The sequence below is a fragment of the Arthrobacter sp. SD76 genome, from assembly GCF_049726125.1.
Classification (GTDB): domain Bacteria; phylum Actinomycetota; class Actinomycetes; order Actinomycetales; family Micrococcaceae; genus Arthrobacter; species Arthrobacter nitrophenolicus.
The window spans coordinates 1,302,881-1,326,714 of record NZ_JBNBLR010000001.1 but is presented as its reverse complement, the minus strand read 5'-3'; the positions used below and the strand labels follow the sequence as shown (position 1 = coordinate 1,326,714).

At 65.4% G+C, this 23,834-nt stretch carries 14 protein-coding genes and 5 pseudogenes; 6 read left to right on the top strand and 13 right to left on the bottom strand.

Features of this window, described 5'->3' with window-relative positions; genetic code table 11:
- Window positions 1-26: 26 nt before the first annotated feature.
- A pseudogene (locus ACPEE0_RS06540) lies at window positions 27-405 on the bottom strand (hypothetical protein).
- A 340-nt stretch (window positions 406-745) separates the two neighbouring features.
- On the opposite strand from ACPEE0_RS06540, the gene ACPEE0_RS06535 reads away from it, so the two are divergent.
- Window positions 746-994 carry a WhiB family transcriptional regulator gene (locus ACPEE0_RS06535; RefSeq protein WP_009356837.1) on the top strand — a complete coding sequence of 83 codons (249 nt, stop codon included), beginning with the start codon at window positions 746-748 and terminating at the stop codon, window positions 992-994.
- A gap of 84 nt (window positions 995-1,078) precedes the next feature.
- Here the strand turns inward: ACPEE0_RS06535 and ACPEE0_RS06530 are convergent.
- The 4 genes and pseudogenes from ACPEE0_RS06530 to ACPEE0_RS06515 form a co-directional block, all read right to left on the bottom strand.
- Window positions 1,079-2,544 (bottom strand): annotated as a pseudogene (locus ACPEE0_RS06530) (sensor histidine kinase).
- A 27-nt stretch (window positions 2,545-2,571) separates the two neighbouring features.
- A pseudogene (locus tag ACPEE0_RS06525) lies at window positions 2,572-7,421 on the bottom strand (NAD-glutamate dehydrogenase).
- Between the two features lie 56 nt (window positions 7,422-7,477).
- Entirely contained in the window at window positions 7,478-8,791 is a 1,314-nt protein-coding gene (locus tag ACPEE0_RS06520; protein WP_424574173.1) for an AAA family ATPase, read from the bottom strand.
- Entirely contained in the window at window positions 8,788-9,438 is a 651-nt protein-coding gene (locus ACPEE0_RS06515) for a hypothetical protein (protein ID WP_407709685.1), read from the bottom strand. The genes ACPEE0_RS06520 and ACPEE0_RS06515 overlap by 4 nt, the downstream gene beginning before the upstream one ends.
- A gap of 152 nt (window positions 9,439-9,590) precedes the next feature.
- Between ACPEE0_RS06515 and ACPEE0_RS06510 the strand changes: the two genes are divergently transcribed.
- Window positions 9,591-9,806: a helix-turn-helix domain-containing protein gene (locus ACPEE0_RS06510; protein WP_009356834.1), complete on the top strand. Its 216-nt coding sequence runs from the start codon at window positions 9,591-9,593 to the stop codon at window positions 9,804-9,806.
- Between the two features lie 37 nt (window positions 9,807-9,843).
- Here the strand turns inward: ACPEE0_RS06510 and ACPEE0_RS06505 are convergent, their stop codons facing one another.
- On the bottom strand, window positions 9,844-10,374 hold the full coding sequence (locus tag ACPEE0_RS06505) for a hypothetical protein (RefSeq protein WP_424574172.1): 531 nt from the start codon (window positions 10,372-10,374) through the stop codon (window positions 9,844-9,846).
- A gap of 178 nt (window positions 10,375-10,552) precedes the next feature.
- Between ACPEE0_RS06505 and ACPEE0_RS06500 the strand changes: the two genes are divergently transcribed.
- A complete protein-coding gene (locus ACPEE0_RS06500; protein WP_424574171.1) occupies window positions 10,553-11,359 on the top strand; it encodes a LysM peptidoglycan-binding domain-containing protein in 807 nt (268 codons plus the stop codon).
- Window positions 11,360-11,589: 230 nt separating this feature from the next.
- Window positions 11,590-11,946 (top strand): Rv3235 family protein, encoded by a 357-nt coding sequence (locus ACPEE0_RS06495; protein ID WP_354175309.1) that lies wholly within the window; start codon window positions 11,590-11,592, stop codon window positions 11,944-11,946.
- A gap of 87 nt (window positions 11,947-12,033) precedes the next feature.
- Here ACPEE0_RS06495 and secA read toward each other — a convergent pair whose 3' ends face one another.
- From secA to ACPEE0_RS06475, 4 genes and pseudogenes are all read right to left on the bottom strand, one after another.
- Window positions 12,034-14,742 carry a preprotein translocase subunit SecA gene (gene secA / locus ACPEE0_RS06490; RefSeq protein WP_424574170.1) on the bottom strand — a complete coding sequence of 903 codons (2,709 nt, stop codon included), beginning with the start codon at window positions 14,740-14,742 and terminating at the stop codon, window positions 12,034-12,036.
- 133 nt (window positions 14,743-14,875) lie between these two features.
- The gene (locus ACPEE0_RS06485; RefSeq protein ID WP_424574169.1) at window positions 14,876-16,081 is read right to left on the bottom strand and encodes a winged helix-turn-helix domain-containing protein; all 1,206 of its coding nucleotides are present in this window, start codon (window positions 16,079-16,081) and stop codon (window positions 14,876-14,878) included.
- A gap of 29 nt (window positions 16,082-16,110) precedes the next feature.
- Window positions 16,111-16,835 (bottom strand): annotated as a pseudogene (hpf, locus tag ACPEE0_RS06480) (ribosome hibernation-promoting factor, HPF/YfiA family).
- A gap of 173 nt (window positions 16,836-17,008) precedes the next feature.
- Window positions 17,009-17,611, bottom strand: a complete 603-nt coding sequence (locus ACPEE0_RS06475; RefSeq protein ID WP_009356828.1) for a ComF family protein — start codon at window positions 17,609-17,611, stop codon at window positions 17,009-17,011.
- 54 nt (window positions 17,612-17,665) lie between these two features.
- Here ACPEE0_RS06475 and ACPEE0_RS06470 point away from each other — a divergent pair, with 54 nt between their 5' ends.
- The gene (locus tag ACPEE0_RS06470) at window positions 17,666-17,806 is read left to right on the top strand and encodes a hypothetical protein (RefSeq protein WP_424574168.1); all 141 of its coding nucleotides are present in this window, start codon (window positions 17,666-17,668) and stop codon (window positions 17,804-17,806) included.
- A gap of 194 nt (window positions 17,807-18,000) precedes the next feature.
- Here ACPEE0_RS06470 and ACPEE0_RS06465 read toward each other — a convergent pair whose 3' ends face one another.
- The 3 genes and pseudogenes from ACPEE0_RS06465 to mtrA all read right to left on the bottom strand — a co-directional run bounded on the left by ACPEE0_RS06465 (window position 18,001) and on the right by mtrA (window position 22,302).
- A complete protein-coding gene (locus tag ACPEE0_RS06465; RefSeq protein ID WP_407710446.1) occupies window positions 18,001-19,713 on the bottom strand; it encodes an LpqB family beta-propeller domain-containing protein in 1,713 nt (570 codons plus the stop codon).
- Window positions 19,713-21,482 (bottom strand): annotated as a pseudogene (gene mtrB, locus ACPEE0_RS06460) (MtrAB system histidine kinase MtrB). Before mtrB ends, ACPEE0_RS06465 begins: the two are co-directional and overlap by 1 nt.
- 145 nt (window positions 21,483-21,627) lie before the next feature.
- Entirely contained in the window at window positions 21,628-22,302 is a 675-nt protein-coding gene (gene mtrA, locus ACPEE0_RS06455) for an MtrAB system response regulator MtrA (RefSeq protein WP_009356825.1), read from the bottom strand.
- 225 nt (window positions 22,303-22,527) lie between these two features.
- Between mtrA and ACPEE0_RS06450 the strand changes: the two genes are divergently transcribed.
- On the top strand, window positions 22,528-23,790 hold the full coding sequence (locus ACPEE0_RS06450) for a hypothetical protein (protein WP_424574167.1): 1,263 nt from the start codon (window positions 22,528-22,530) through the stop codon (window positions 23,788-23,790).
- Window positions 23,791-23,834: the final 44 nt, after the last annotated feature.

Here is a 23,834-nt window from a genome sequence, read left to right as displayed (position 1 = left end):
GGCCCGGAACAGGCAGCTGCTTCCCGCTACAGCGCGGGCGGAGCGCTTCCGGTGCGGGATGCATAGCTGATGACGTTGTTGTGGAACAGGAGCAGGATGGCAGTGACCGCTGGTACGAGCATCGCCAGCCCGGCCGCGACAAGGCCACCGGTGAGGGTGGGGAACCCGATGGTGAGGACGAACAGCTGGGCCACAAGGGCAGCAGCACGGGTCCAGCGGTACCCCCGGTAGAGGAAGACCGCCACGGCGTACAGCCAAGCAGCGAACGCAAGCAGGAGCACCAGGGTGAAAACCGCCCCCCCACAAGGACAGGACAGGGCTTCCGGCCAGCAGCTGATAGCCGTACCAGCCTGCCGCCACCAGGAGGGCTGTCGCCTCGGCAGCCACGATGAGCGCCACAATGATGACCGCCGGCGGCGCGCTTCCATCCGGACCGGCACTCCCGCGGCCAGGGACAGGCTGCGGGACGCTTGGAGGGGACCCAGGTTCGGGGTTTTCAGGGGGTCTTGACACACTGGCACCCTACCGGACATAGTCGGACATTGGTGAGGGCCAGCATGGGCAGTGTGATGTATCGCTCAGCGTTACGGGGATATCAGGCGTTATTACCCCTTGTTTACACAGCGTTAACATGACAGGCTTGATTCAGATGACCAAGGGGGGCCCTGCCGGGCCCTTTTCCTTTGTAGCTACTAGTGAATTATTTCACAAATAGCACTTCCCAGAAATGGAGCAACTGATCAGCATGGATTGGCGTAACCGCGCAGCGTGCCTGGATAAGGACCCGGAACTCTTCTTCCCCGTGGGGAACACGGGCCCGGCCCTGCTGCAGATCGAGGAAGCCAAGAGCGTCTGCCGCCGGTGCGAAGTGGTGGACACCTGCCTGCAGTGGGCACTTGAATCCGGCCAGGACGCCGGCGTCTGGGGTGGCATGAGCGAAGACGAACGCCGCGCCCTCAAGCGCCGCGCAGCCCGCGCACGCCGCGCTTCCTAACAACAACGCAAGAGCCCCTCCCGCAAACTGCGGCAGGGGCTCTTTCCGTTTAAGGCAAAGGCGGCGACTGGCGCCCTTGCGGAGCTACTTGCCCGACAGGCTGAGGCGGATCTGCACGGCCGTGCCGCCGCCCTCGCGCGGCCGCCACTGGATAGTGCCCCCGAGCTCGCTGGTCACCAGCGTGCGCACAATCTGCAGGCCAAGTCCTTCAACGTGGGGCGTATCCGGCAATCCCACCCCGTCGTCGGCGATCGTTACGGTAAGTTCTTCGCCGTCTTCCCCTTCAGAACGGTCGGCAATGAGCCACACGGTTCCCGCCCTGCCCTCCAGGCCGTGCTCCACTGCGTTGGTTACGAGTTCATTGATGACAAGAGCCAATGGCGTGGCCAGGTCGCTGGGAAGCTCACCGAAGGTGCCGGACCTCTCGGTCCTGACCTGCTGGGAAGGCGAGGCAACTTCGGCGGACAGCCTGAACTGGCGTCCGATCAGCTCGTCAAAATCGACACTTTGGGTCAGTCCCTGCGACAGCGTTTCGTGCACGAGTGCAATCGTGGCGACCCGGCGCATCGCCTGTTCCAGCCCCTGCTTCGCCTCTTCGCTGACCATCCGCCGGGACTGCATCCGCAAAAGCGCCGCGACCGTCTGGAGGTTGTTTTTCACGCGGTGGTGGATCTCGCGGATGGTTGCATCCTTGGTCACCAGTTCCATCTCGCGCCGCCGCAGCTCGGACACATCCCGGCACAAGACCAGCGCACCGAAGCGCTGCTGTTCGTCACGGAGCGGGATGGCCCGGAGGGACAGGCTGACACCCCGCGACTCGATCTCGCTCCGCCACGGCATCCTGCCCGTGACCACCAGCGGCAGCGTCTCGTCCACCATCCGCCGGTCCTTGAGCAGGCTGGCCGTGACTTCGGCGAGTGAGCGGCCTTCCAGGGACTCGCCGTCGCCAAGGCGCCGGAAAGCCGAGACCCCGTTGGGACTGGCGTACTGCACCACGCCCTCCGCATCGAGCCGGATCAGTCCATCCCCCACACGCGGAGCACCGCGCCGGGACCCGGTGGGCGAAGCAAAGTCGGGCCACAGACCCAGCGTGCCCATGCGAAGCAGGTCATAGGCGCACTGGCGGTATGTCAGTTCAAGGCGGGACGGCATCCGCGAACTGGACAGGTCCATGTGGGTGGTGACCACTGCCAGCGTCCGGCCGTTACGGACCATGGGCACGGCCTCCACCCGGAGTGCCATCTCGCTGCTCCAGTTTGTTTCGCTCGAGCGCTCTATAGCCCGGCTGTTCCATGCCTTGTCCACGAGCGGCTGCAGGTCCGACCGGATCCCCTCACCCACAAAGTCCCCGTGGAATACCGTGTGCGTGGTGGATGGCCGGACGTGCGCCAGTGCGATATACCCATGCTCCGGGTGGGGAGACCAGAGCGCCAGGTCGGCGAACGCCAGGTCCGCGACCATCTGCCAGTCCCCACCAGCAGGTGCAGCCATTCGGCATCGCCCGGCCCGAAATCAGCGTGTTCCCTGATCGGGTCCGTAAAGATTGCCACTGCACCTCCATTTGCGACGCCGGATTGCTAGCGTCGGACGATTGACCTCAAGAGCCTCAATGCTACCGACAGTGAAGCCATATCGTCTGACTCGAGGGCGTTCACCTCGTCGAACATGCTCTTCGCCCGTCCCAGCTGCTCGGCGTTCCGGGCCTCCCATTCCTTTAGCCGCGCCTCCGGCGAGTCAGCCGGCTCGGTTGCGTCCAGCACCGCCGTCGTCATATCCGAAACTGTGGAATACAGATCGTCCCGGAGCGCCGCCCGGGCCAGGGCCTGCCACCGGTCCTGCCGTGGAAGGCTGCTGATCCGTTCCAGCAGCGAGTCTGCATGGAACCGGTTGAACACCGTGTAGTAGACGGCGGCGATCTCCTCCACCGGTTCCTTCCGGGCCCGGGCAATCTTGGCGATATCCAGCAGCACAAAGCTCTCGAAGAGCTCGGCCCAGCGCAGTGCCAGCCCCTCCGGAAGTTCCCATTCACGCGCTGTTTCGAGCCAGCCGGCAACCCGTTCGCGGTCATCGCCGCGCAGGTAGTCCAGGAGGCGGGCACGCATCGGATCCATCAGCGGCTTGAACTCGGCCACCACATCCGCGATCGGCTGGGAAATGGTTCCTGGGTGAGGAGCCACCTGACCGCGCGGTCCAGCAGCCGCCGGATGTCGAGGTGGACGGCGCTCCAGTGCTCGGTCGGGAAGGATGCAGGCAGGCTGTTGAGCTCCCCAACCATCGAGTCCAGCTCGTAGATTTCCCGCAGCGCCACAAACGCTTTGGCGACGGCCACTTCACTGGCTGAAGTCTCTTCCATGACCCGGAAGGCGAAGGTGATGCCGCCGAGGTTGATGATGTCGTTGGCCACGACCGTTGCGATGATTTCGCGGCGCAGCGGATGGGTGTCCAGTTCCTCGTCAAACCGCTCGCGCAGCTGCAGGGGGAAGTCGTCCCGCAGCGTCTGCCGGAACCATGGGTCGTCCGCAAGCTTGCTGTCCCGGAGCGCGGACGTCAGTTCGATCTTCGCGTACGCCGCGAGGACCGACAGCTCGGGGGACGTCAGCCCCTGTCCCTGCTGCAGCCGCTCGCGCAGCGACTCCGTGCTGGGCAGCGCTTCAAGGTCCCGCTTCAGGTCGGCCGACTTCTCCAGCCAGTCCATCAGCCTCTCGTAACTCGGGCTCCACTCGGCCACCTTGGTCCGGTCGTTCAGCAGCAGGATGTTCTGGTCGATGTTGTCTTCCAGCACGAGGCGGGCGACTTCATCGGTCATCGAGGCGAGGAACCCGGGCCGTTCTTCCGGGGAGAGCTTGCCCGCCGCGACCATCCGGTCGACGAAGATCTTGATGTTGACCTCATGGTCGGAGCAGTCCACGCCGGCAGAGTTGTCGATGGCGTCGGTATTGAGGATTACTCCCTGCAGGGCGGCTTCGATCCGGCCGCGCTGCGTCATGCCGAGGTTTCCACCTTCACCCACGACTTTGACGCGCAGGTCCCGGCCGTCAACCCGGATGGCGTCGTTCGCCTTGTCCCCCACCGATGCGTTGGATTCGGTGCTGGCCTTGACGTATGTTCCGATGCCGCCGTTGTACAGCAGGTCGGCGGGGGCGAGCAGGATAGCCCGCAGGAGTTCCGGCGGACTGAGTTCCGTTGTCTCGGCCGGAAGCCCGAGCGCGGCACGGACCCGCGGCGACACTGGAATGGATTTGGCCTGCCGGGGAAGACACCGCCGCCTTCGCTGATCAGCGACTTGTCATAGTCGTCCCAGGACGACCTCGGCAGCTCGAACAGCCGCTGCCGTTCCACGAACGAGGCCTCCTCGTCCGGATTCGGGTCCAGGAAGATGTGGCGGTGGTCGAAGGCCGCCACCAGGCGGATATGCCGTGAAAGCAGCATCCCGTTGCCGAAGACGTCACCGGACATGTCCCCGACGCCCACAACCGTGAACGGCTGGGTTTGGGTGTCCAGGTCGAGTTCGCTGAAGTGACGCTTCACGGACTCCCAGGCACCGCGGGCGGTTATACCCATGGCCTTGTGGTCGTATCCCACGGATCCGCCGGAGGCGAAGGCGTCGCCCAGCCAGAACCCGTACTCGGCGGCGAGCCCGTTCGCGATGTCGGAGAACGTGGCGGTTCCCTTGTCGGCCGCCACCACGAGGTAGGAGTCGTCATCGTCGTGCCGGACAACGTTCGACGGCGGCACGAGCCTTTCGCCGTCGCCTTCCGTCACGAGGTTGTCGGTGAGGTCCAGCAGGCCGCTGATGAACGTCTTGTAGCTCTCGACCCCCTCAGCCATCCACGCGGCCCGGTCAACGGCGGGGTCCGGGAGCTGCTTGGCGAAGAACCCGCCCTTTGCGCCGGTGGGCACGATGACGGCGTTCTTGACGGTTTGTGCCTTCACCAGGCCCAGGACCTCCGTGCGGAAGTCCTCGCGGCGGTCCGACCAGCGGAGCCCGCCGCGGGCGACCTTGCCGAAGCGGAGGTGGACGCCCTCCACGCGGGGTGCGTATACCCAGATTTCGAACATTGGCCGGGGGAAGGGCAGCCCGTCGATCCGGGAGGGATCGAGCTTAAAGCTCAGGTGCCGCTTGTCCTGGTAGTAGTTGGTCCGCAGCGTGGCTTCGATCAGGTTGGCGAACGTGCGCAGGACCCTGTCGGCGTCGAGCGTGGCCACCTTCTCAATGGAGGCAGCGAGCTCCTGCCGCACGGTCTCCTGGGCTTCCAGCCGCTCGGCGTCGTTGAGCTCCGGGTCAAAGCGCGCGGCAAACAGCGCACTTAGGCCCCTGGCGACGTCAGCGTTGGCCAGCAGGGTGTCCGCCATGAAGCCGAAGGAGTTGCTGTTGCCCATCTGCCGCATGTACCGGGCGTACGCGCGGAGCACGGTGACCTGCCGCCAGTGCATGCCCTCGCGCAGGACCAGCCGGTCAAACGCATCGGACTCGGCGGCGCCTGTCACGGCGGCACCAAAGGAATCGGCCAGCAGCTCCCCGGTGGACACGGGATCCACACCGGCCGGGTACTTCAGCCCCAGGTCGTAGAGGAAAAAGTCACGGCGGTCCGCGGTTTCGATCTCGAACGGGCGCTCGTCGAGCACCTCAAGCCCCAGGTTGTGGAAGTAGGGCAGGATCTGGCTCAGACTCTTGGGCTCAAGCATATAGAGCTTGACGCGGGCGTCCTCTTCGAGCGTCGCCCCTGCCCCTTCGGGAAGGTAGACGTGCACACCGGGCCGTTCCTGGCGGGCCCCCACCGCACGTTCCGCGGCCGCACCGTATCTTTCGAAGCGGGCGATGTCCTCGAGGGCGTCCTCCACCTCGTAGTCCACCCGGTAGCCCGCGGGGAAGGCTTCAGCCCAGATGGCGGCGAGCTCCTTGGCTTCCTCGGCGTCCCGGCCCTCGCGCAGGACCTCGGCAATCCCTTCGCTCCAGGAGCGGGCCGCGCGGACCAGCCGCTTTTCAAGTTCCGCGGTGTTCACGTGGCTGACGTCGGCGTTCTTGGGCAGGCGGATGCGGAAGAACAGGCGCGCGAGTGCCGATTCGGTCATGCGTGCCTCATAGTCGATGGACACGGCCTGGAAGGTTTCGCGCAGTTCCTGCTCAATGCGGAGCCGGACGTTGGTGGTGTACCGGTCGCGCGGAAGGTAGACGACGGCGGACATGAACCGTCCGTAGATGTCCGGCCTCAGGAACAGCCGCGTCCTGCGGCGTTCCTGCAGTTTTTGGATGCCCAGGGCGGTTGCTGCCAGGTCCGGGACTTCAATCTGGAAAAGTTCGTCACGGGGGTAGGTTTCCAGGATTCCCAGCAGGTCCTTGCCGGAGTGGGAGTCAGGCGGGAAGCCGGCACTGCGCAGGACGGCATCGACTTTCTCGCGGACAATCGGGATGTTCCGGACCGAGCCGGTGTAGGCGCTGGTGGCAAAGAGTCCGATGAAGCGCCGTTCGCCGTTGACGTTGCCCGCGGCGTCAAAGCTCTTGACCCCGATGTAGTCCAGGTACGCGGAGCGGTGGACGGTAGAGCGGGAGTTGGCCTTGGTGATGACGAGTGCCCGCTTTTCCCGGGCCTTCTTCCGCCCGGTGTCGGTGAGGTGCTGGATGTGCGGCGAGTCTGCAGCCGCCCGCAGAAGCCCCAGCCCGCTGTCCTCGCGCAGTTCAAGGACGTCCTCGCCCTCCACATTGATGAGGTCGTACTCCCTGTACCCCAGGAAGGTGAAGTTGCCGTCGTCCAGCCAGCGGAGCAGGTCCTTCGCCTGCCGCAGCTCCGCGATCTGTGCCGGGTTTGCCACCTGGTCCAGGCTTTCGGAGATCTGCCGCGCCTTCTGGCGCATTTTGGGCCAGTCCTCCACGGCAGCCCGGACATCATTAAGGACCCGGTTCAGGCCCTCCAGCAAGGACGCCTTGGTTTCGTCGGACACGCGGTTGATTTCGACGGCGATCCAGGACTCCATGTGCGAGGCATTTTCACCCTGCGCGATGAGGTGGGACAGGCTGGGCATTGCTGCCGTGTCACCGCTGGAGATTCCGATGTGGGACGGGACCCTGTTCACTTGACCAGGTTTCCGTTGTCCCTGTCGCGGGTGGCGACAATCAGGGGGTGGACCACCAGCTTGATGGCGGCGTGCTGGCGGACGAGCTCGGCATTGACCGAGTCGACCAGGAACGGCATGTCGTCCGTGACCACGAAGACAACACTGCTGTCTTCCTCGTCAATAATGGCGGTTTTCGCCTGGCCGGGCCGCCGCACAGCCGCAACCTCACGGTGGTTCTCTGCCCGGGCAACGAGTACTTCGCGGGGATAGCTCCGCGCGTCCTCCTCGGCCAGATGCTGGTAGTAGTCCCAATGAAGCCTTCCGCGCCTTCAATGGAAAGGGGCTGATCCTCCACGCTGGATCCCGACGACATCGACACACGCCTCCATCACAAGTTTTTGCCGCTCCATTGCAGCTCTTATGGCGAGCCTAGTCCTTTGCCCGACGCCTTGCTGTGGAAGAAAAGACAGAGGATTGAGATTTTTGCTGGTCAGGTGCACAAGCGAGCCTCCGCACAGCGCGGCGCAGCATCGACTCGGGTGCTGCCTCAAGCAGCAGTGACCCTGACAGCAGGGCTGCATCAGCAGCTGCCGCATCATAGGGAAGGAACTCGTTGAGGGCGAACGCCGGACCGAACCTTTCCCATGCTTCCCGCAGCTGCCGTTCGGGATTCCTGCCCACGGACGAGGCACGTACCTTGTTCATCACCACAACGGGAGAGGCCTGCGGCACTGCGGCCTCAAGTTCTGCAAGCCCACGCACGAGGCGCGGCACTCCTACGGGATCGGCGGCGCCGACGGCGTAAATTGTGTCGGCCAGCTCCAGCGGACGCAGCGTGGCGGCATTTCGGCGCGGGGCCAAAGTGTCGAAGCTGAGCTCCTCATCTGCTTCGAGGCAAAAACCGGTATCAACAATCACGACGTCGGCATTCCGGCGCGCCCGCTCCAGGACCAGCGCAAGGGCGGGCGCCCGAAGCTCGGTCCACCGGTCCGCGCGGGTAATGCCGGTCAACACCCTGAACGTCCCGGAAACAGTGGCAACCGGGGTGGCAATCCGTTCAAGGGCAGCATCATCCAGCCTCCCCTGGTCAGCCAGCCTGCAGGCCTGCGCCAGGCCTGCCGATTCATCCAGCAGACCCAGCACGGCGGCAATGCTTGCGCCATAACTGTCGGCATCAATGAGGAGAACCTGCTGCCCGTCCGCGGCCAGTTCGCCGGCGATGTTCGCCGCGAGGGTGGTGCGCCCCGGAGACCCTGCCGGACCCCACACGGCAATAACGCGTCCGGCCCCGGGGACGTCGGGAGAAGTTGCGGGTGTGTCCGCCAGCTTCGCTTGAAGGGCTGCACCGGTGTCCGCCAGGGAGGATCCCCGGCCTGTTGATCCCCGGCCGCCAGCTGTTAGTTGCTCCACTGCCTCCGAGATCCGTTGGGACAACTCAGCTGATTCAACCGCGGACAATGCACAGGAGACGCCGATCTTTCGCAGCCTTGCGGCTTCTTCGGCATTGTCCGTCAGCGCAATGATGGCGACTCCCACGGCTTCAAGCCTGTCCACGAGCGAAGCCGTCAATCCCTCGCTGCCATCCGCAACTACGGCCGCCCGCGCCATTCCGCTTTGGCATGCGGCCAGCAGTTCCGCGAGCTCCGCGCATCTTCTGACAACCGTGACAGGCCCGTGCAGCCGTTCAAGTCCGCCCACCAGATCCTCCCGGCTCTGGCCTACGGTGACCACCGGGATGCTCATCGCGTTCCGCCGCCCGGATTCCAGACAACCGAGATCTTCGCGTCGTTGGCCTGTGCGCCGAGCAGAGCCGGCATCTGGCCGTCCTCCACGAGGACCATGAGCACGGTTGTTTTAGTGGAGCCGAGGGCAGAAGAACCTTCTGCCACCTCAGCAATCTCAGCTCCGGGAAGAAGGAGCTTTGGCTCGCTGAAGCCGTTCTTCGCATCAGGCTGGGCAACCCACACGTCAACCCTTGCACCTGCCACAGCCTGCGACGGCAGGGTCCCCTCGACGCTGATGGCCACCGGTTTGCGGTCAAGGTCATCTACTTCACCCAGGCTTGCCCGGGGAACCAACTGGTCCTTGCCGATCCGCTGCACGGCCACCATCCCCTCCGGCAAACCGGATTCGACGGGGATGTAGTGCTGCTCGGTTTCACCCAGCCGGACCTTGGCCCGGACAACGTTTTCGGGGGTGAGCTGCTCTCCCACGGCGATGCCGTCACGGGCTGCGTAAACCTCCGTCGTCCGGTCCGCACCGTTGACCAGGAAGACCACGCCTGCCACGGACACGAGGACCAGCAGTATGCCCACCAGCAGGCGGGGATCTTTCCAGGAGGGGCGCCTCAGGCGCGCAGCCGTGGCCGTGGCCGTCGATTCTGGAACCATGCCGCTTCTCCCCCTGGTAGCGCCGGCACCCCCGTTGCGGCCGGACACCTCATTGTTGCGGCAAGGGCTGCCAAACGAAAGTCATTGGCGCAAACAATGCCAATCTGTGGATAACGGACGCAAAGTGAGCCAAGTGATGGCAAAATGGAGGCATGCCCAGGTTCCTGACGCTCGCGGATGTCGCTGAGCAGCTCCAGATCAATTCGCCTGCCGCGTACGCACTGGTGCGAAGCGGAGAACTGAAGGCTATCCAGGTGGGCGGCCGGGGCCAATGGCGCGTCGAAGAGAAAATGCTCGAGCAGTACATCGAGGAGCGCTACGCCGAGGCCAGCCGCATGATCCAGGAGTCCAAGTCCCGGTCTGTCTAACAGGCACGCGCAACCACAGGCCTTCCGGCCGGGCCTGTCACGTGTCCCGCACAAGGGGCGACCTGATGGCTGCCAGCGCCGCGAACGGAATGCTCGAAACGCCCGTGACGTGAACGCTTCGCCGCGGTTCCCCGGGAACCACTGCCGCGAGGTCGAAGTAGTCCCTTCCCACCCTGTCAATGACCCCTTCCAGGCGGACGGGGCCGGCGCCGTACCCCAAGGTAACGGTAAGAACCGCCCGGTCCCTCGCGAGGGCACGCAAAGAGTGCGCGAGACCTAACCCGCGGCGCACCTTCGACGGCTCTGAACGCGAGAACCTGCCCAGGCCAACATATCGGGCCGCCGCGGCGTAGGGAACCAGGATCTGGTGTGGATCGTCATGGAGCACCAGGGCGTCCGCTCCGGCGTGCGCCAGTGTGCCGTGCAGCGTTTCCCCGCCGGACAGGTGCACAGTGACCAGGCAGCCGAGTGCCGATCGCAATCTGTCGGCCAGCCCTAGCTCCACCTCCTCCACCTTGGCGCGTTCATTGACCTCGGCGTCGAGTGACAGCCGGTCCGATTCCGCCATCTGGCTTTCCATGTCATTGAAGAGTGCATCCCAGCGCATCCGGCCAGAGTAGGGCCGCATCCCCGGCCGGTCAACAAAACAATTTCCATGCTCCAGCGTCTGGACAAACACGCAAATATGCGAGCAAACTGATTCAGTCAGCATCAAAACGCATCAAAGTGCATTAAAGGGGACTTAGATGGGACGACCGGGCACCACCCTCGGCGCGGACGCTGTGATGGCCGCCACCCTGCTGCTCCTGGGCGGGCTGCTTCTCGCCATCGGAGCGGGACTTCTCGGCCAATGGCAGGAATCCATAGCACGGAACCATCAGTTCACTCTGGACCAGATTCTGGGGGCGGGCGCAGCAGCCTTCGGTACTGTCCTCCTCCTCTGGTGGTTCGCTTCCCTCGCCTGTGCGACAGCCAGTGTGATGTTTGAGAGACGTGGCAGGGGGCGTGCCGCAGCAGCGGCAGGCAGGATGTCTCCGGCTTTTATGCGGCGGCTGGTCATTGCCACAGTGTCGTTCCAGCTCTTGTCGGGCGCTGCTGCCAACGCGGCAGTACCGGGGCCTGAATGCTTACCCACAAGCCAAGGTCAGGAAAGCACCTCATCTGCCGCCGGGAAAGACTCCCTGGCTCAGCCACAAGCCGCCCGACCCTCTGCTGCAAAGGCCTCTAAGGCCCCTTCCAGCCCCGCTCCCCCGTCAACGGTTGAACCCGGGTGGCAGCCGCGGGAACCCGTCGTCGAACCTGGGCCGCTGGCCGCGTCCCCCGTGCGGGGCGGGTTCTCCTCACGCGCAACGGGTTGGCCTGCCGGAGGCGTCACCGTCCTTGCCGGCGACAGTCTGTGGACGATTGTGGCGAATCATCTGGGGCACGGGGCGTCGGACGTGGACATAGCCCTCGAATGGCCGCGCTGGTACGAAGCCAACAAGGAACTCATTGGCCAGAACCCGGATGTCCTTCTGCCGGGACAGATCCTGCTGCCGCCGGCACCTGCGTAACCAGCCGTCACCCTGCAGGAACGCGGCCCGGCGGCACCAGAGGCACGAATCCAAAAAACGAAACCAATACCAAAGGGGAACCCATGTCTGCCGTCACGCCAATCCGTGCCGTCCAGGGACCAACAGCCAGCAAACCGGGAACAGGACGCGCCCCCAGAACAGCGGGAGCTCAGATGGACCACGGCCGCAGCAGGACGCCGCGGCCTCCCAATGCACCGGAGCTTCGGGCGGTGGACGAAACAGCAGAGGTACGGGCCATAGCCCGTGGCACAGTCCAGGCCGCGATGGAAGTACTGGCGGGGATCCGGCCCGTCCACCAACTGGCCCGTCGGCTGGATCCGCGATGCCTGGGAAATCTGCAGCATCGGGCTTCCCTCATCAGGCGGGAGATAACCCGCACCGGAAACCCCGCGCTGGCCCGCCTCCACCGGAATTCCATCGTCCGCTCGGTCCGCGTCTGCGAAGTCGCCGAAGGTGTTTTCGAAGCAAGCGCGGTGGTGGTGGATGACGTCCGTGCCCGCGCCGTCGCCGTCCGGCTGGAGCGCAGCAAGCAAGTGTGGAGGGTGACCGAACTTGTCATCGGCTGATGCGCAGACAAGAGGCAGGTCCGGAACTTGCGGACCTGCCTCCTGTGCTGCGTGCCATCCGGCAGCGCTACATCAACAATTGCTGGTTCAGCGGCGCTTCTTCTTGCCCGTGGAACGCCGGGCCGCATCCTGTGCCGCTGCCTTGGCGGGATTTCCGGAACGGCCGGACGAGCGGGTCTCGACGCGGGTCTGGGTTCCGCCGCTTTCGCTCGGTGCCGTGTACTGCAGCTGCGCAGGCTTTTCCGGCGCTTCCAGGCCGGCCGCTTTCACCTGAGGCTCGACGTGCTCGGTATGGCCGCCGGCCGCGTCCGGCACCACGACGTCCTGGGCTGGGGTGACTTCCACTTCCAGGTTGAACAGGAACCCCACGCTTTCCTCGCGGATGGCCTCCATCATGCTCTGGAACAGGACAAAACCTTCACGCTGGTACTCAACGAGCGGGTCGCGCTGCGCCATGGCGCGCAGGCCGATGCCTTCCTTGAGGTAATCCATCTCGTAGAGGTGTTCCTGCCACTTGCGCCCGATGACGGACAGGACCACGCGGCGCTCCAGCTCCCGCATGCTCTCGGAGCCGAGGGCTTCCTCCCGCTCCTGGTACACCAGGCGGGCGTCGGACAGCAGCTCTTCCTTCAGCATCTCGACAGTGACCCTTGACTTGCCACCGGCCTCTTCGATGATGTCCTCGGCAGTGACGGTGACAGGGTAGAGCGTCTTCAGGTTGGTCCAGAGCTGCTGGAAGTCCCAGTCGTCGCCGTTCCCTTCTGCCGTTGCGTCGTTGATCAGGGCCGTGATGGTGTCCTCGACGAAGAACTGCACCTTCTCGTGCAGGTCGTCGCCTTCCAGGATGCGGCGTCGGTCGCTGTAGATGGCCTCGCGCTGGCGGTTCAGGACGTCGTCGTACTTCAGCACGTTCTTGCGCTGCTCGGCGTTGCGGCCTTCCACCTGTCCCTGGGCAGAGGCGATGGCGCGCGAGACAAGCTTGGATTCGAGCGCGACGTCGTCCGGTACCGAGCTGTTCATGAGGCGTTCGGCAGCACCGGAGTTGAACAGCCGCATCAGGTCATCCGTCAGGGACAGGTAGAAGCGGGACTCGCCCGGGTCTCCCTGGCGGCCGGACCGGCCGCGGAGCTGGTTGTCGATGCGGCGGGACTCGTGCCGCTCCGTGCCCAGGACGTAGAGGCCGCCGAGGTTCAGCACTTCCTCATGTTCGTCCTTGACCGACTGCTTGGCTGATTCGAGGGCGTCAGGCCACGCGGACTCGTACTCCTCCGAATTTTCCTCCGGGTCCAGACCCCGCTTTGCGAGTTCTGCAACGGCGGTGAATTCTGCGTTGCCGCCCAGCATGATGTCCGTACCGCGGCCTGCCATGTTGGTAGCCACGGTGACGGCGCCCTTGCGGCCGGCCTGGGCAACGATGGCAGCCTCGCGGGCATGGTTCTTGGCGTTGAGGACCTCGTGCCGGATGCCTTCCTTGGCAAGGAGCCGGGACAGGTATTCGCTCTTTTCGACGCTGGTGGTGCCCACCAGGACGGGCTGGCCCTTTTCGTGGCGTTCGGCGATGTCACGCACCACGGCGTCGAACTTGACGGTCTCGTTCTTGAAGACCAGGTCCGGCTGGTCGATGCGCTGCATATCCCGGTTCGTGGGAATGGGCACGACGCCGAGCTTGTAGGTGCTCATGAACTCGGCGGCCTCGGTTTCCGCGGTACCGGTCATGCCGGAAAGCTTGGCGTACATGCGGAAGTAGTTCTGCAGGGTCACGGTGGCCAGCGTCTGGTTCTCGGCCTTGATCTCGACGCCTTCCTTGGCCTCGATCGCCTGGTGCATGCCCTCGTTGTAGCGGCGCCCGGCCAGGATGCGGCCCGTGTGCTCATCAACGATCAGGACCTCGCCGTCGAGGATGACGTAGTCCTTGTCCCGCTTGAACAGTTCCTTCGCCTTAATGGCGTTGTTGAGGAAACCAATCAGCGGAGTGTTTGCCGATTCGTAGAGGTTGGAAATACCGAGGTAGTCCTCGACTTTCTCGATGCCGCTCTCCAGCACGCCGACGGTCCGCTTTTTCTCATCGACCTCGTAGTCCTTCTCGGGCTGGAGCCGGAGAACAACCTTTGCGAACTCGCTGTACCACCGGTTGGTGTCGCCCTGGGCAGGGCCGGAGATGATCAGTGGCGTACGTGCTTCGTCAATCAGGATGGAGTCCACCTCGTCCACGATCGCGAAGTGGTGCCCGCGCTGGACAAGTTCGTTCCGGTCCCAGGCCATGTTGTCCCGCAGGTAGTCGAACCCGAACTCATTGTTGGTGCCGTACGTGATGTCGGCTGCATACTGCTGGCGCCGCACCGAAGGATCCTGGTTGGACAGGATGCATCCGCTGGTCAGGCCCAGGAACCGGTAGACGCGGCCCATCAGGTCGGACTGGTATTCGGCCAGGTAGTCGTTCACGGTGACCACGTGAACACCCTTGCCGGCGAGGGCGTTCAGGTAGGCAGGAGCGGTTGCCACCAGGGTCTTGCCTTCACCGGTCTTCATTTCGGCGATGTTGCCAAGGTGCAGGGCGGCGCCACCCATCAGCTGGACGTCGAAGTGCCGCATGCCCAGGGTCCGGGACGAGGCTTCCCTGACCGCGGCGAAGGCCTCCGGAAGCAGGTCGTCCAGTTTCTCGCCGTCCTGGTGCCGTTCGCGCAGACGGTCCGTTTCCTCGCGGAGTTCAGCGTCGGTGAAGGTCTTGAACGAGTCTTCGAGTGCATTGATGGAGTCGGCATAGTTCCGCAGTTGCCGCAGGGTTTTTTTTGTCACCCGTGCGGAGTAGTTTTTCGATAAGTGATGCCACGTGAAAATGCTCCCAGTCTCATGCCGCCGAATTCTGGCGTTTTTAGTCTACGGGAGAGACCACCGGCAGACGCCGGTTTCCCTCAGAGCTGATACTCGTCTATCCGAGCGCCACGGCTTTGGCGAGGTCCGGCGCCAGGTCACCCGTGGGCTGCACCTCCACCTTCCCCAGCCCCAGCCACTGGGCCATGAGGGCCAGTTCCGCGGCGAGTTCGACGGCGGTGTCCGCCGGGGCTTCCGGCTCGGCAAAGGCGGATCTCGCCAGCAGCTTCCCGCCGGCGCGGTCGGCCTTCAGGTCCACGCGGGCGACGATCCTGTCGCGGAGGAGGAACGGAAGGACGTAGTAGCCAAACCGCCTTTTATGTTCCGGCGTGTAGATCTCGATCCTGTAGTGGAACCCGAACAATTCCTCGAGCCGGCGGCGCTCGAAGACCAGCGAGTCGAACGGGCTGAGCAGGGCGCGCCCCACGGCCCGCCGCGGCAGCACGGCTTCCACGTGCCGGTAGACGTCTCGGTTCCAGCCGGCCACTTTTACCGGCTCAAGCCTGCCCGTGCGCACCAGATGCTCAACGGACTGGGCCGTTGCCTTGACCGGCGTGCGGAAGTAGTCGGCGAAACGCCGGATGCTTCCAATACCGTGCGCCTGGGCTGCCGCCTCCGTAAGGCGGTGCAGCGCGCCTGCCGGATCCGGGTCCCCGTTCCGGTCCAGGTGGGGCAGCACTCTGGGAGTCAGTGTGTACTTGCGCTCGAACTGTTCTGTCCGTGCGGCCGCGGAGACCAGGCCCTCCTCGAACAGATGCTCCAGCACCCGCTTAACCGCATTCCAGTTCCAGCCCCAGTTCAGTTCCTGTCTTTCCTCGATATGGCCAATCCTGGCGGTCAGTTCCGAAGCAGTCAGGGGGCGGCTGTTCGCGAGGGTGTCGAGTATTTTGGCGGCAATGGCGGCTCGTTGGCCAGGATCCATCCGTCCTGCTCCAACCCAGGCGCGCCGCTGCCAGAGCAGGAGGTCATGGTAGTGCTCGGGACGTATGTAGCTCGCCTCGTGGGCCCAGTACTCCACCATGCGGCGTGGATGGACGCCGGACATCCGCTGCAGGATGGTGCGGTCGTAATTGCCGAGCCGCGAAAAGAAGGGAAGGAAATGGCTGCGTGAAAGCACATTGACGGAGTCGATCTGTACCAGCTGTATCTGGGCAAAGGTCCGGCCCACCGTCCGTGAAGTCACGGGGCCGGCGGGCCGTCCTTTGTGGAGTCCCTGCGCTGCCAAAGCGATCCGCCGTGCCTGCTCCAGGCTCAGCGGCGGCACATCAGTCCTCCCCGGTGGCTGCGGCCACCCTAGGCGTTGGCTGCAGCGTCATCCGAGCGGTAGGCAAGGATTTTCTCCTCGATAACCGTGTCCCCGGGCTCGCATTCGTGGTCAAGCGTGATGACACCGTACGTCCAGCCGCGGCGCCGGTAGACCACCGACGGCGTGTTGGTTGCCTTGTCCACGAAGAGGTAGAAATCGTGGCCCACAAGCTCCATATTGTCGACGGCGTCATCCAGCGAAAGGGATGCGGCCGGAAAGACCTTGCGGCGGATCAGCACGGGGGAATCGCCGGCCGGGATGTCGTTGTCCACGTCATACGGGGACTTGTCAGCAGGGGCTGCCGCGGCGTCATTCCGGTGGCTCGCCTCGACATAAAGCGGTTCATGGGCACTGGCAGGTTCGAGTGTGGCGGTCGCTTCACGGACGGCCTTCGGAGTGTGCCGCCCGTGGTGGACCTTCTTGCGGTCCTTGGCGCGGCGGAGACGCTCAAGCAGTTTGTTGTAAGCAAGATCGAACGCTGCGAACTTGTCGGCGGCACTGGCTTCGGCACGGATCACAGGTCCACGGCCCAACACTGTCACCTCAACGGTCAGCTGGTCGCCGGTCTGCCGGGCGTTCGTCTCCTTGGAGACCTTGGCATCGACGCGCTGGACTTTGTCTCCAAGCGACTCGATCTTTGAGATCTTCTCCCGGCATATTCGCGGAACCGGTCTGAAACTGTCAGATTTCGTCCGCTGATCATAAACTCCATGGTGCCCTCCAAATGACTTCGGTGACACGACGGCGGCACTTCGCTGGGCCGAGCTGTTTGACAGTCAAGCCCCTCTCCGAGCCGCCATCGACAGGTACATTCTGTTCTTGGTACCCACCACCGACGTTAGTTCATAGCCATCCGTTATTCATCCTTTCCCGGTTTATTTTTTTCTAAGTCATGGTTGCTTCCGCGGCACCGGAGGCATCCGCCCCGGCGGCACCTGCGTCGGGCGGGCGTGTCGCAGCCAGGACCACCGCGCCGGTGACGATGGCCCCCGCCTGGTGCAAGGCCCGGGCCGCTTCGGCGAGGGTGGCACCGGTGGTGAGGACGTCGTCGACGATGATGCAGCGGCGTCCGGCAATCCGTGCCCGGGCGCGGCGGCAGACCTTCATAGAGCCCCGAACACGCTTGGCCCGGGCCCCGCGGCCGAGCCCCTTCTGCCCTCCGGCCAGCCGGAGTCCCGCCCTGCCTGCCTTGCCGAGGACGTCCGCCACAGGGACTCCCGGCGTCGCCCGCGCCACCTCTGCCAGGAGCAGGTGGACGGGGCTGAAACCCCTCTTCAGGTAGGCCGCGGAACTGGTTGGGACGGGGACAAGACATACCGCCCGATCTTCCCCCGCCGCCGCCAGGACAGCACGGGCCAGTGCCCGGCCAAGGCTGCTCCTGAGCTGACGTTGGCCGTGCCGTTTGAACGAGAGGAGCGCCTGCGCAAGCTCCTCCCGGTAAACGCCGGCGGCTACGACGGGCAGCAGCACCCTGCCGCCAATGTCCATCAGCGCAGGCGCCCCGGTCTCCGCGCGGAACGGATCCCTGGTCAGGCGTCTGAGGTGGCGGTCGCAGGCGGCGCAGAGTTCAAAGTCTTCAGCGCCGCAGCACACGCAATCCACCGGAACGGCCAATGCCAGGAGGTCGGCGGCGGCGCCGGACAGCTCATCCCCAAGGCGGAGCAGCCGGCTGCCGCGCCTTGACCGGTGCCGGGCTGACCGCGGCGGCGGGGAAAGAGATCCGGATCAGCCCGGGGCCGGCGGCCGGGAGGAGGCAGCAGCGCTGGACGGGTCATGGCTCCACGTTCCACGCCGCGGGCATCGAAGGACAATGCTCCGTCGTCGCATGTGGACAATGCCGGTGGAGCGGCGGCAGGATGCGCCGCAGCTCCTGCCTGTCAGCCGGGGAACGACGGGTCGATAGGGCCCTTGATCTGCGGTGACCAGCCGTTGCCCAGCCGCTGGAAAATACCCTCGGCTGACTGCCCGTAGACCTCCTCGGCGCCATTTCCCGCGCTGAGTGCCACAAGCCCGGGCCACGGAGCCAGCTGCTGCGGCTGGCCGGACGTGAGGGACAGCAGTTCCGGGGTGACGTTGGACGCCGCCGCCCCCTTCATTACCGCCACCGTTGTGTCACTGACCCACGCCCCCTGGTCAGGGTTGCTGTCGGTGGCGAGGGTGACCGGTGCCGTCAGTTCCCGGGGTGTTCCGTCACCGCCACGGATGATGCCTGCCACCTGCACCCGCGTCCTGCCGTTCTGTTCGGAGATGACCAGGGCCCGGACCCCCTCCCGCGAGATCCGGAGTTCCTTGACGGTCCGCCCGGCGAGCCAGGCGGGCGCCAGCGTGACCGCGGGGACGGACGCCCCCTCGGCCACCCCGCCGGGGCGGTAGGCAACCACTTCAGTGGCGCCGTTCCCTCCCGGCCCGGCGGTCCACACCCAGTCGTTGAGGTCGAAGGAGGGGCGGCTCAGCGTGCTTCGGGTGGTAAGGGACCGTGCCGGCTGGCCCGGGTTGATGCCGTAGAGGGTGGTCCTGCCGTCGTTGAGGAACGCTGCTGTCTGCGATACCGGGGATTCGGCCGGGAACCGCGGATTCAGGGCGGAGACCGGCTGCATGTCCGGCAGCGGGGAGACCCTGTTGTTCTCGTACCTCACCAGTTCGTTGCCGCTGATGGCGATCTGGCGCGACGGCACGCTCTTGTCCTGCACCGGCGGCAGCACGGACCCGTCATCCTCCACCCGGACCAGGTCCTGGTTCGCCCGCAGTTCCACATTGACCACATCGGGCTGGCTGCGGAACGTCAGCGTCAGCTGCATCTGCATGCGGAGCCGGTCCGCCGGCGAAGTCTCCATCAGTTCCTTGGCCGTCAGGTCAACCTGCGCTGCCCCGGACACCACCGGGACGGATTCGCGGGCCAGCTTGATGCCGGAGGGGAAGGCACTGGCTACCGCGCCCCGCAGGTACGGGGCGGGCCCGGCAAGCAGGGCACTGGTCATCGACTTCACCGTCTTGTTCCTGATGAACCAGCGCACATCCGGGACAGCAAAGGTGAAAGTGGGATCGTAGAAGTAGATGGGATACGCGCCGTAGATCACCTTGAAGGTCTCCTCGGCGATGGCAGTGCCGTCGGGAATTGCCGAGATGCGCCACTCACCGTCCACCTGGGTGACGGTCACGGGGATCTTCTCCACTGTTCCTTCGGGTGATTGCGTGGCGATCCCGTCCGCGTCGATTGTGTAGGCGACGTCGAGCTCATAGTTGTAGACGTTTTCGGTGTCTGTAGCCACCACCCGGGCATCCCGGTAGACGAGCGCACGCTGGTCCGGCTTCCAGGACACGGAGGAAGCCTGCGTCAGGTATTGGCGGGCGACGGCGTAGTCGTCCTCATAGCCGCTTCCGGCCCGGTAGAAGTAGTCGATGATCGTCTCGGGCGAGGCGCCCGGCTGCGGTGCTGCCGGGAGGAAGACGGGCGCGCTGAGGTTGCCCGCGCTACCCTCGCTGCTCTTCCCCACGGGCCCCGAAGTGGGGATCCGCGCACAACCGGCGAGGACGAACACGAGGGCCAGCAGGAACGCGGCGCCCTTCACCAGGCGCAGGCGGCGGGGCATCATGGAGTTTCCTTCGACGTCGGCACCGGGGCCAGGCGTGCTGCGCCGGTTTCGAGGACCAGCATGTTGCGGTTGTCCGCTTCCCTCGGGATGTTGCGCGGTTCGCCCGGTGCCATGACGTCGTCGGGTTCAAGCTGGACGGGCGACGTATCGATGTCTTCCCCTGGTGGAGCGGCAGCGTGAGCCGGAAGTTGGCGCCGGAGCCTTTCCTGCCCAGGCCTGCAGCCAGCCGTTATGCAGTTTGGTGTCCTCCATGGCGATCGACAGGCCCAATCCGCTGCCGCCGGTGGTGCGGGCGCGGGCAGGGTCGGCACGCCAGAACCTGTCGAAGACGCGGGCAGCCTCGGAAGGCTCCATGCCGATGCCGCGGTCACGGACGGCAATTCCGACGGCGGCCTGGTTGGCTGCGACGGTGACGGTGACGGGTTTCCCCTCACCGTGTTCAACGGCATTGAGGATCAGGTTCCGCAGGATCCTGTCGATACGACGCGCGTCCATCTCCACGATGATGGGCTGGGCGGGTGCGCTGAGGACAATTTCGGAACCGTACTCCGCCGCCACGGGCGCAGCCCCTTCGATGACATGCGCAACAACCTGCAGGATGTCCTCCGGCTCAGCATCCAGGACGGCCACGCCGGCGTCGAAGCGCGAGATCTCCAGCAGGTCCGACAGCAGGGACTGGAAGCGCTCCACCTGGTTGTAGAGCAGTTCCGCCGACCGCTTATTAATGGGGTCGAAATCGTCGCGGGCGTCGTACAGGACCTCGGCTGCCATCCGAACGGTTGTCAGCGGTGTCCGGAGCTCGTGCGAGACGTCGGAGACGAAGCGCTGCTGCATCTGGGACAGGGTGGCCAGCTGGGTGATCTGTTCCTGGAGGCTGGCAGCCATGTGGTTAAGGAAGCACCAAGGCGCGCCACCTCGTCCTCGCCGCGGACCACCATGCGTTCCTGCAACTGCCCGGCGGCTAGTTTTTCGGACACCATGGCGGCATGGCTGACCGGGCTGACCACGTTGCGGGTGACGTACCAGGCCACGGCGCCGATCAGCAGCACCAGCACCGCGCCGCCGGCCCAGAGCACGCGCTGGATCTCATCCAGGGTCTGCTGGGCGGTGTTCAGGTCATAGATCAGGTACAGCTCGTACACGGTGCCGTTAAATGTCACCTTGTTGCCGACGGCAATGCCGGGCCTGTCCTCGGTGCCCACGGGAATGACAGTGGATGCCCAGTACTGGTCCTTCCCGGATTCCTGGACTGCCTTCCGCAGTTCGGGCGGGATGACGCTCACCGTCAACTGGTCCGACGCGCGCGACTCAACCCACCGGTTCCTGGGCTTGGTCTGCTCGGGCATCGCCTCGAACACGTAGCGGCGCTGGATGACGGAACCCCTGCCTTCCACGGCGTTCAGGGTGTCATAGACCAGGGTGATGACGCTGGACTGGTCGGTGACCTGGGCGCCGTCGAACGTGTCCTGGACCTGCTTGACGTTGTAGCGGGTCTCCGACTCCGCCTGTGTCAGTCGCTCCTGGAACAGGTTGTTGGCGATCTGGTGGGAGAGGTATGCCCCCACCGCCGCGAAGGAGGTCACGGCCAGGAGGAGCGTGGTGAGGACGGTGCGGAACTGAAGGGACCGGCGCCACCGGCGCTGGAGGGCGCGGCCGATGTGGCGCAGTGCGGGAAGGAAGCGGCGGAAGCCCGTCCCGACGAGCCGCGCCACGCGAAGACTGACAATCAGGGCCCGGCGCTGCCAGATCCGCCCCCGGAAGGCCAGTTCGCGGAATCCGGGGGTCAGGGACTCTGTATGTTCCGGGGCCGGGTGCTGCCCGTCTGCCCCTGAACGCCTGGGGGGGCCTCCGGATGAGTGGGGCGCGGGCGGCGTTTCGCCGGCTTTGCGTCCCTCACCGGAAGCAGCGGGGTCAGGCCCCTGCTTTGTAGCCGACACCACGCACCGTCATTACAACTTCCGGGGCCTCCGGGTCGCGTTCAATCTTGGACCGCAGGCGCTGGACATGGACGTTGACCAGGCGCGTGTCCGCAGCATGACGGTAGCCCCAGACCTGTTCGAGCAGCAGTTCGCGGGTGAACACCTGCCACGGTTTGCGGGCCAGTGCCACCAGGAGGTCGAATTCGAGCGGCGTGAGCGAGATCCGTTCGTTGCCCCGGCTGACGGTGTGGCCTGCGACGTCTATGGTGATGTCGGCGATCCGCAGGGTTTCCGGTGCTTTCTGGTCGCCGGGACGGAGGCGTGCCCTGACGCGCGCCACCAGTTCGGCGGGCTTGAACGGCTTGGGCACGTAGTCGTCAGCGCCGGATTCCAGGCCGCGGACGACGTCGGATGTGTCCGACTTGGCGGTCAGCATGACGATGGGCACGTCCGATTCGGCACGGATCTGCCGGCAGACCTCGATGCCGTCCACGCCCGGAAGCATGAGGTCCAGCAGTACAAGGTCCGGCCTGGATGACCGGAATACGTCCAGCGCCTGGGCGCCGTCGGCGCAGAAGACCGGCTCAAAGCCGTCATTGCGGAGAACAATTCCAATCATTTCGGCCAGCGCTTCGTCATCATCAACCACCAGAATGCGTGCCTTCATAGTTATATATTCCCTTATCAGGCAGTCTTTGTCCTGTTCAGCGGCCCCCGGCATGGCGGAACGCTAGGACGGCCGACGCCGGAACTATAGGCTGGGGGCATGCCGGACCTTCCCGGCGCCCTCCGCGCAGTGCGCCGGGCGCGGCGGGCAGCCGACGGCCTGGTACGGGGGAAGGAACAGGGTGTCACCACAGGATTCAGGCCCACAGTGGCCCTCTGATGCGCCGTGGCCGGGGCAGCAACCTTGGCCGGGACAAAGCCGCCAGGTTCGCAGTGGCCCGGCCAGCAACAGCCTCCCGGGCAGCAGCCCTGGGGACCGCCGGACTGGCAGCAGCCTGCCGGCCAGCAGCCACCGTGGGGACCGCCGCCCGCACCCGGCTCCCCCTACGCCGGGGCTCCGCAGCCGGGAATGCAGAACGGCGGCCCCTACGGCCAGCCCCGCTACATGGCACCGCCCAAGCCCGGCATCGTCCCGCTCCGCCCCCTGATGTTCGGGGAGATCATGGACGGCTCCTTCCAGGCCATCCGGCGGAATCCGAAAGCCATGCTGGGGGCCGCCGTGCTTGCCCAGTCCCTGACAGCCATCCTTGCGGCCGTCATCACCGCCGTCACCGCCACCTCCATGGGATCCATCGAAGCCTGGGCGGAGAGTGCCAGCCCGGCGGAAGCGGCGTCACTGGGCATCGGTTTCTTTTCCGCCTTCCTCGTGGTCGGCCTGCTCACGCTGCTGATTTCCGCAGTTCTCCAGGGTGCGATGGTGGTCCCGGTGGCGCGCGCCATCCTGAACCGGCGGACAGGGTTCCGCCAGATGTGGGCACTCTCCCGGTCGCGGGCCGGGGCGCTGGTCCGCCTGGCGCTGCTGCTGGTGGCCGCCGGGATCCTGGCTTTCGGTCTCCTCGCGGCGCTTGCGGTAGCCCTGGTGTCCAGCATGGAAGGAACCGGGGCGCTCCTGCTCATTCCGCTTGTCCTTGCTTTTATCGCGCTGTTCATCTGGATCGCCGTCAAACTGATGGTGGCTCCCGCCGCAGTCGTGATTGAGGAACTGGGAGCCTTGGCCGGGCTCCGGCGGTCCTGGGAGCTGACCCGCGCCAACTGGTGGCGGATCCTCGGCATCACGCTGGTGGTCAGCATTTTGGTGGGGGTCATCAGCCAGGTGGTGATGATCCCGGTCAGCCTTCTGGCAGGTTTCCTCACCACATTCACCGATCCACTTGGCGGGGGCGGCGACGCGGCAGCCACCGCCGTGGCACTCGGCGTGGTTACTGCTGTCCTCGGCGCCCTGGTTGGCGCCCTCGGGTATGCGTTCCAGACGTCCGTGATGGCGCTGCTCTACATGGACCTGCGGATGCGGAAAGACGGCCTGGACATCAGCCTCCTGCGCCTTGCCGAATCGGGCGCCGATCCCGACGGCGTTCCGGGCCGCGGGGCTGACAACGTCCGGGGACCGGACAACGGGCCTTCCTCCGGCCCGTGGGCGCATGGCCGCTGACCCCCCCGTGCTCCCCGGGGCAGGGGAAGCCCGGCGGTGGGCTG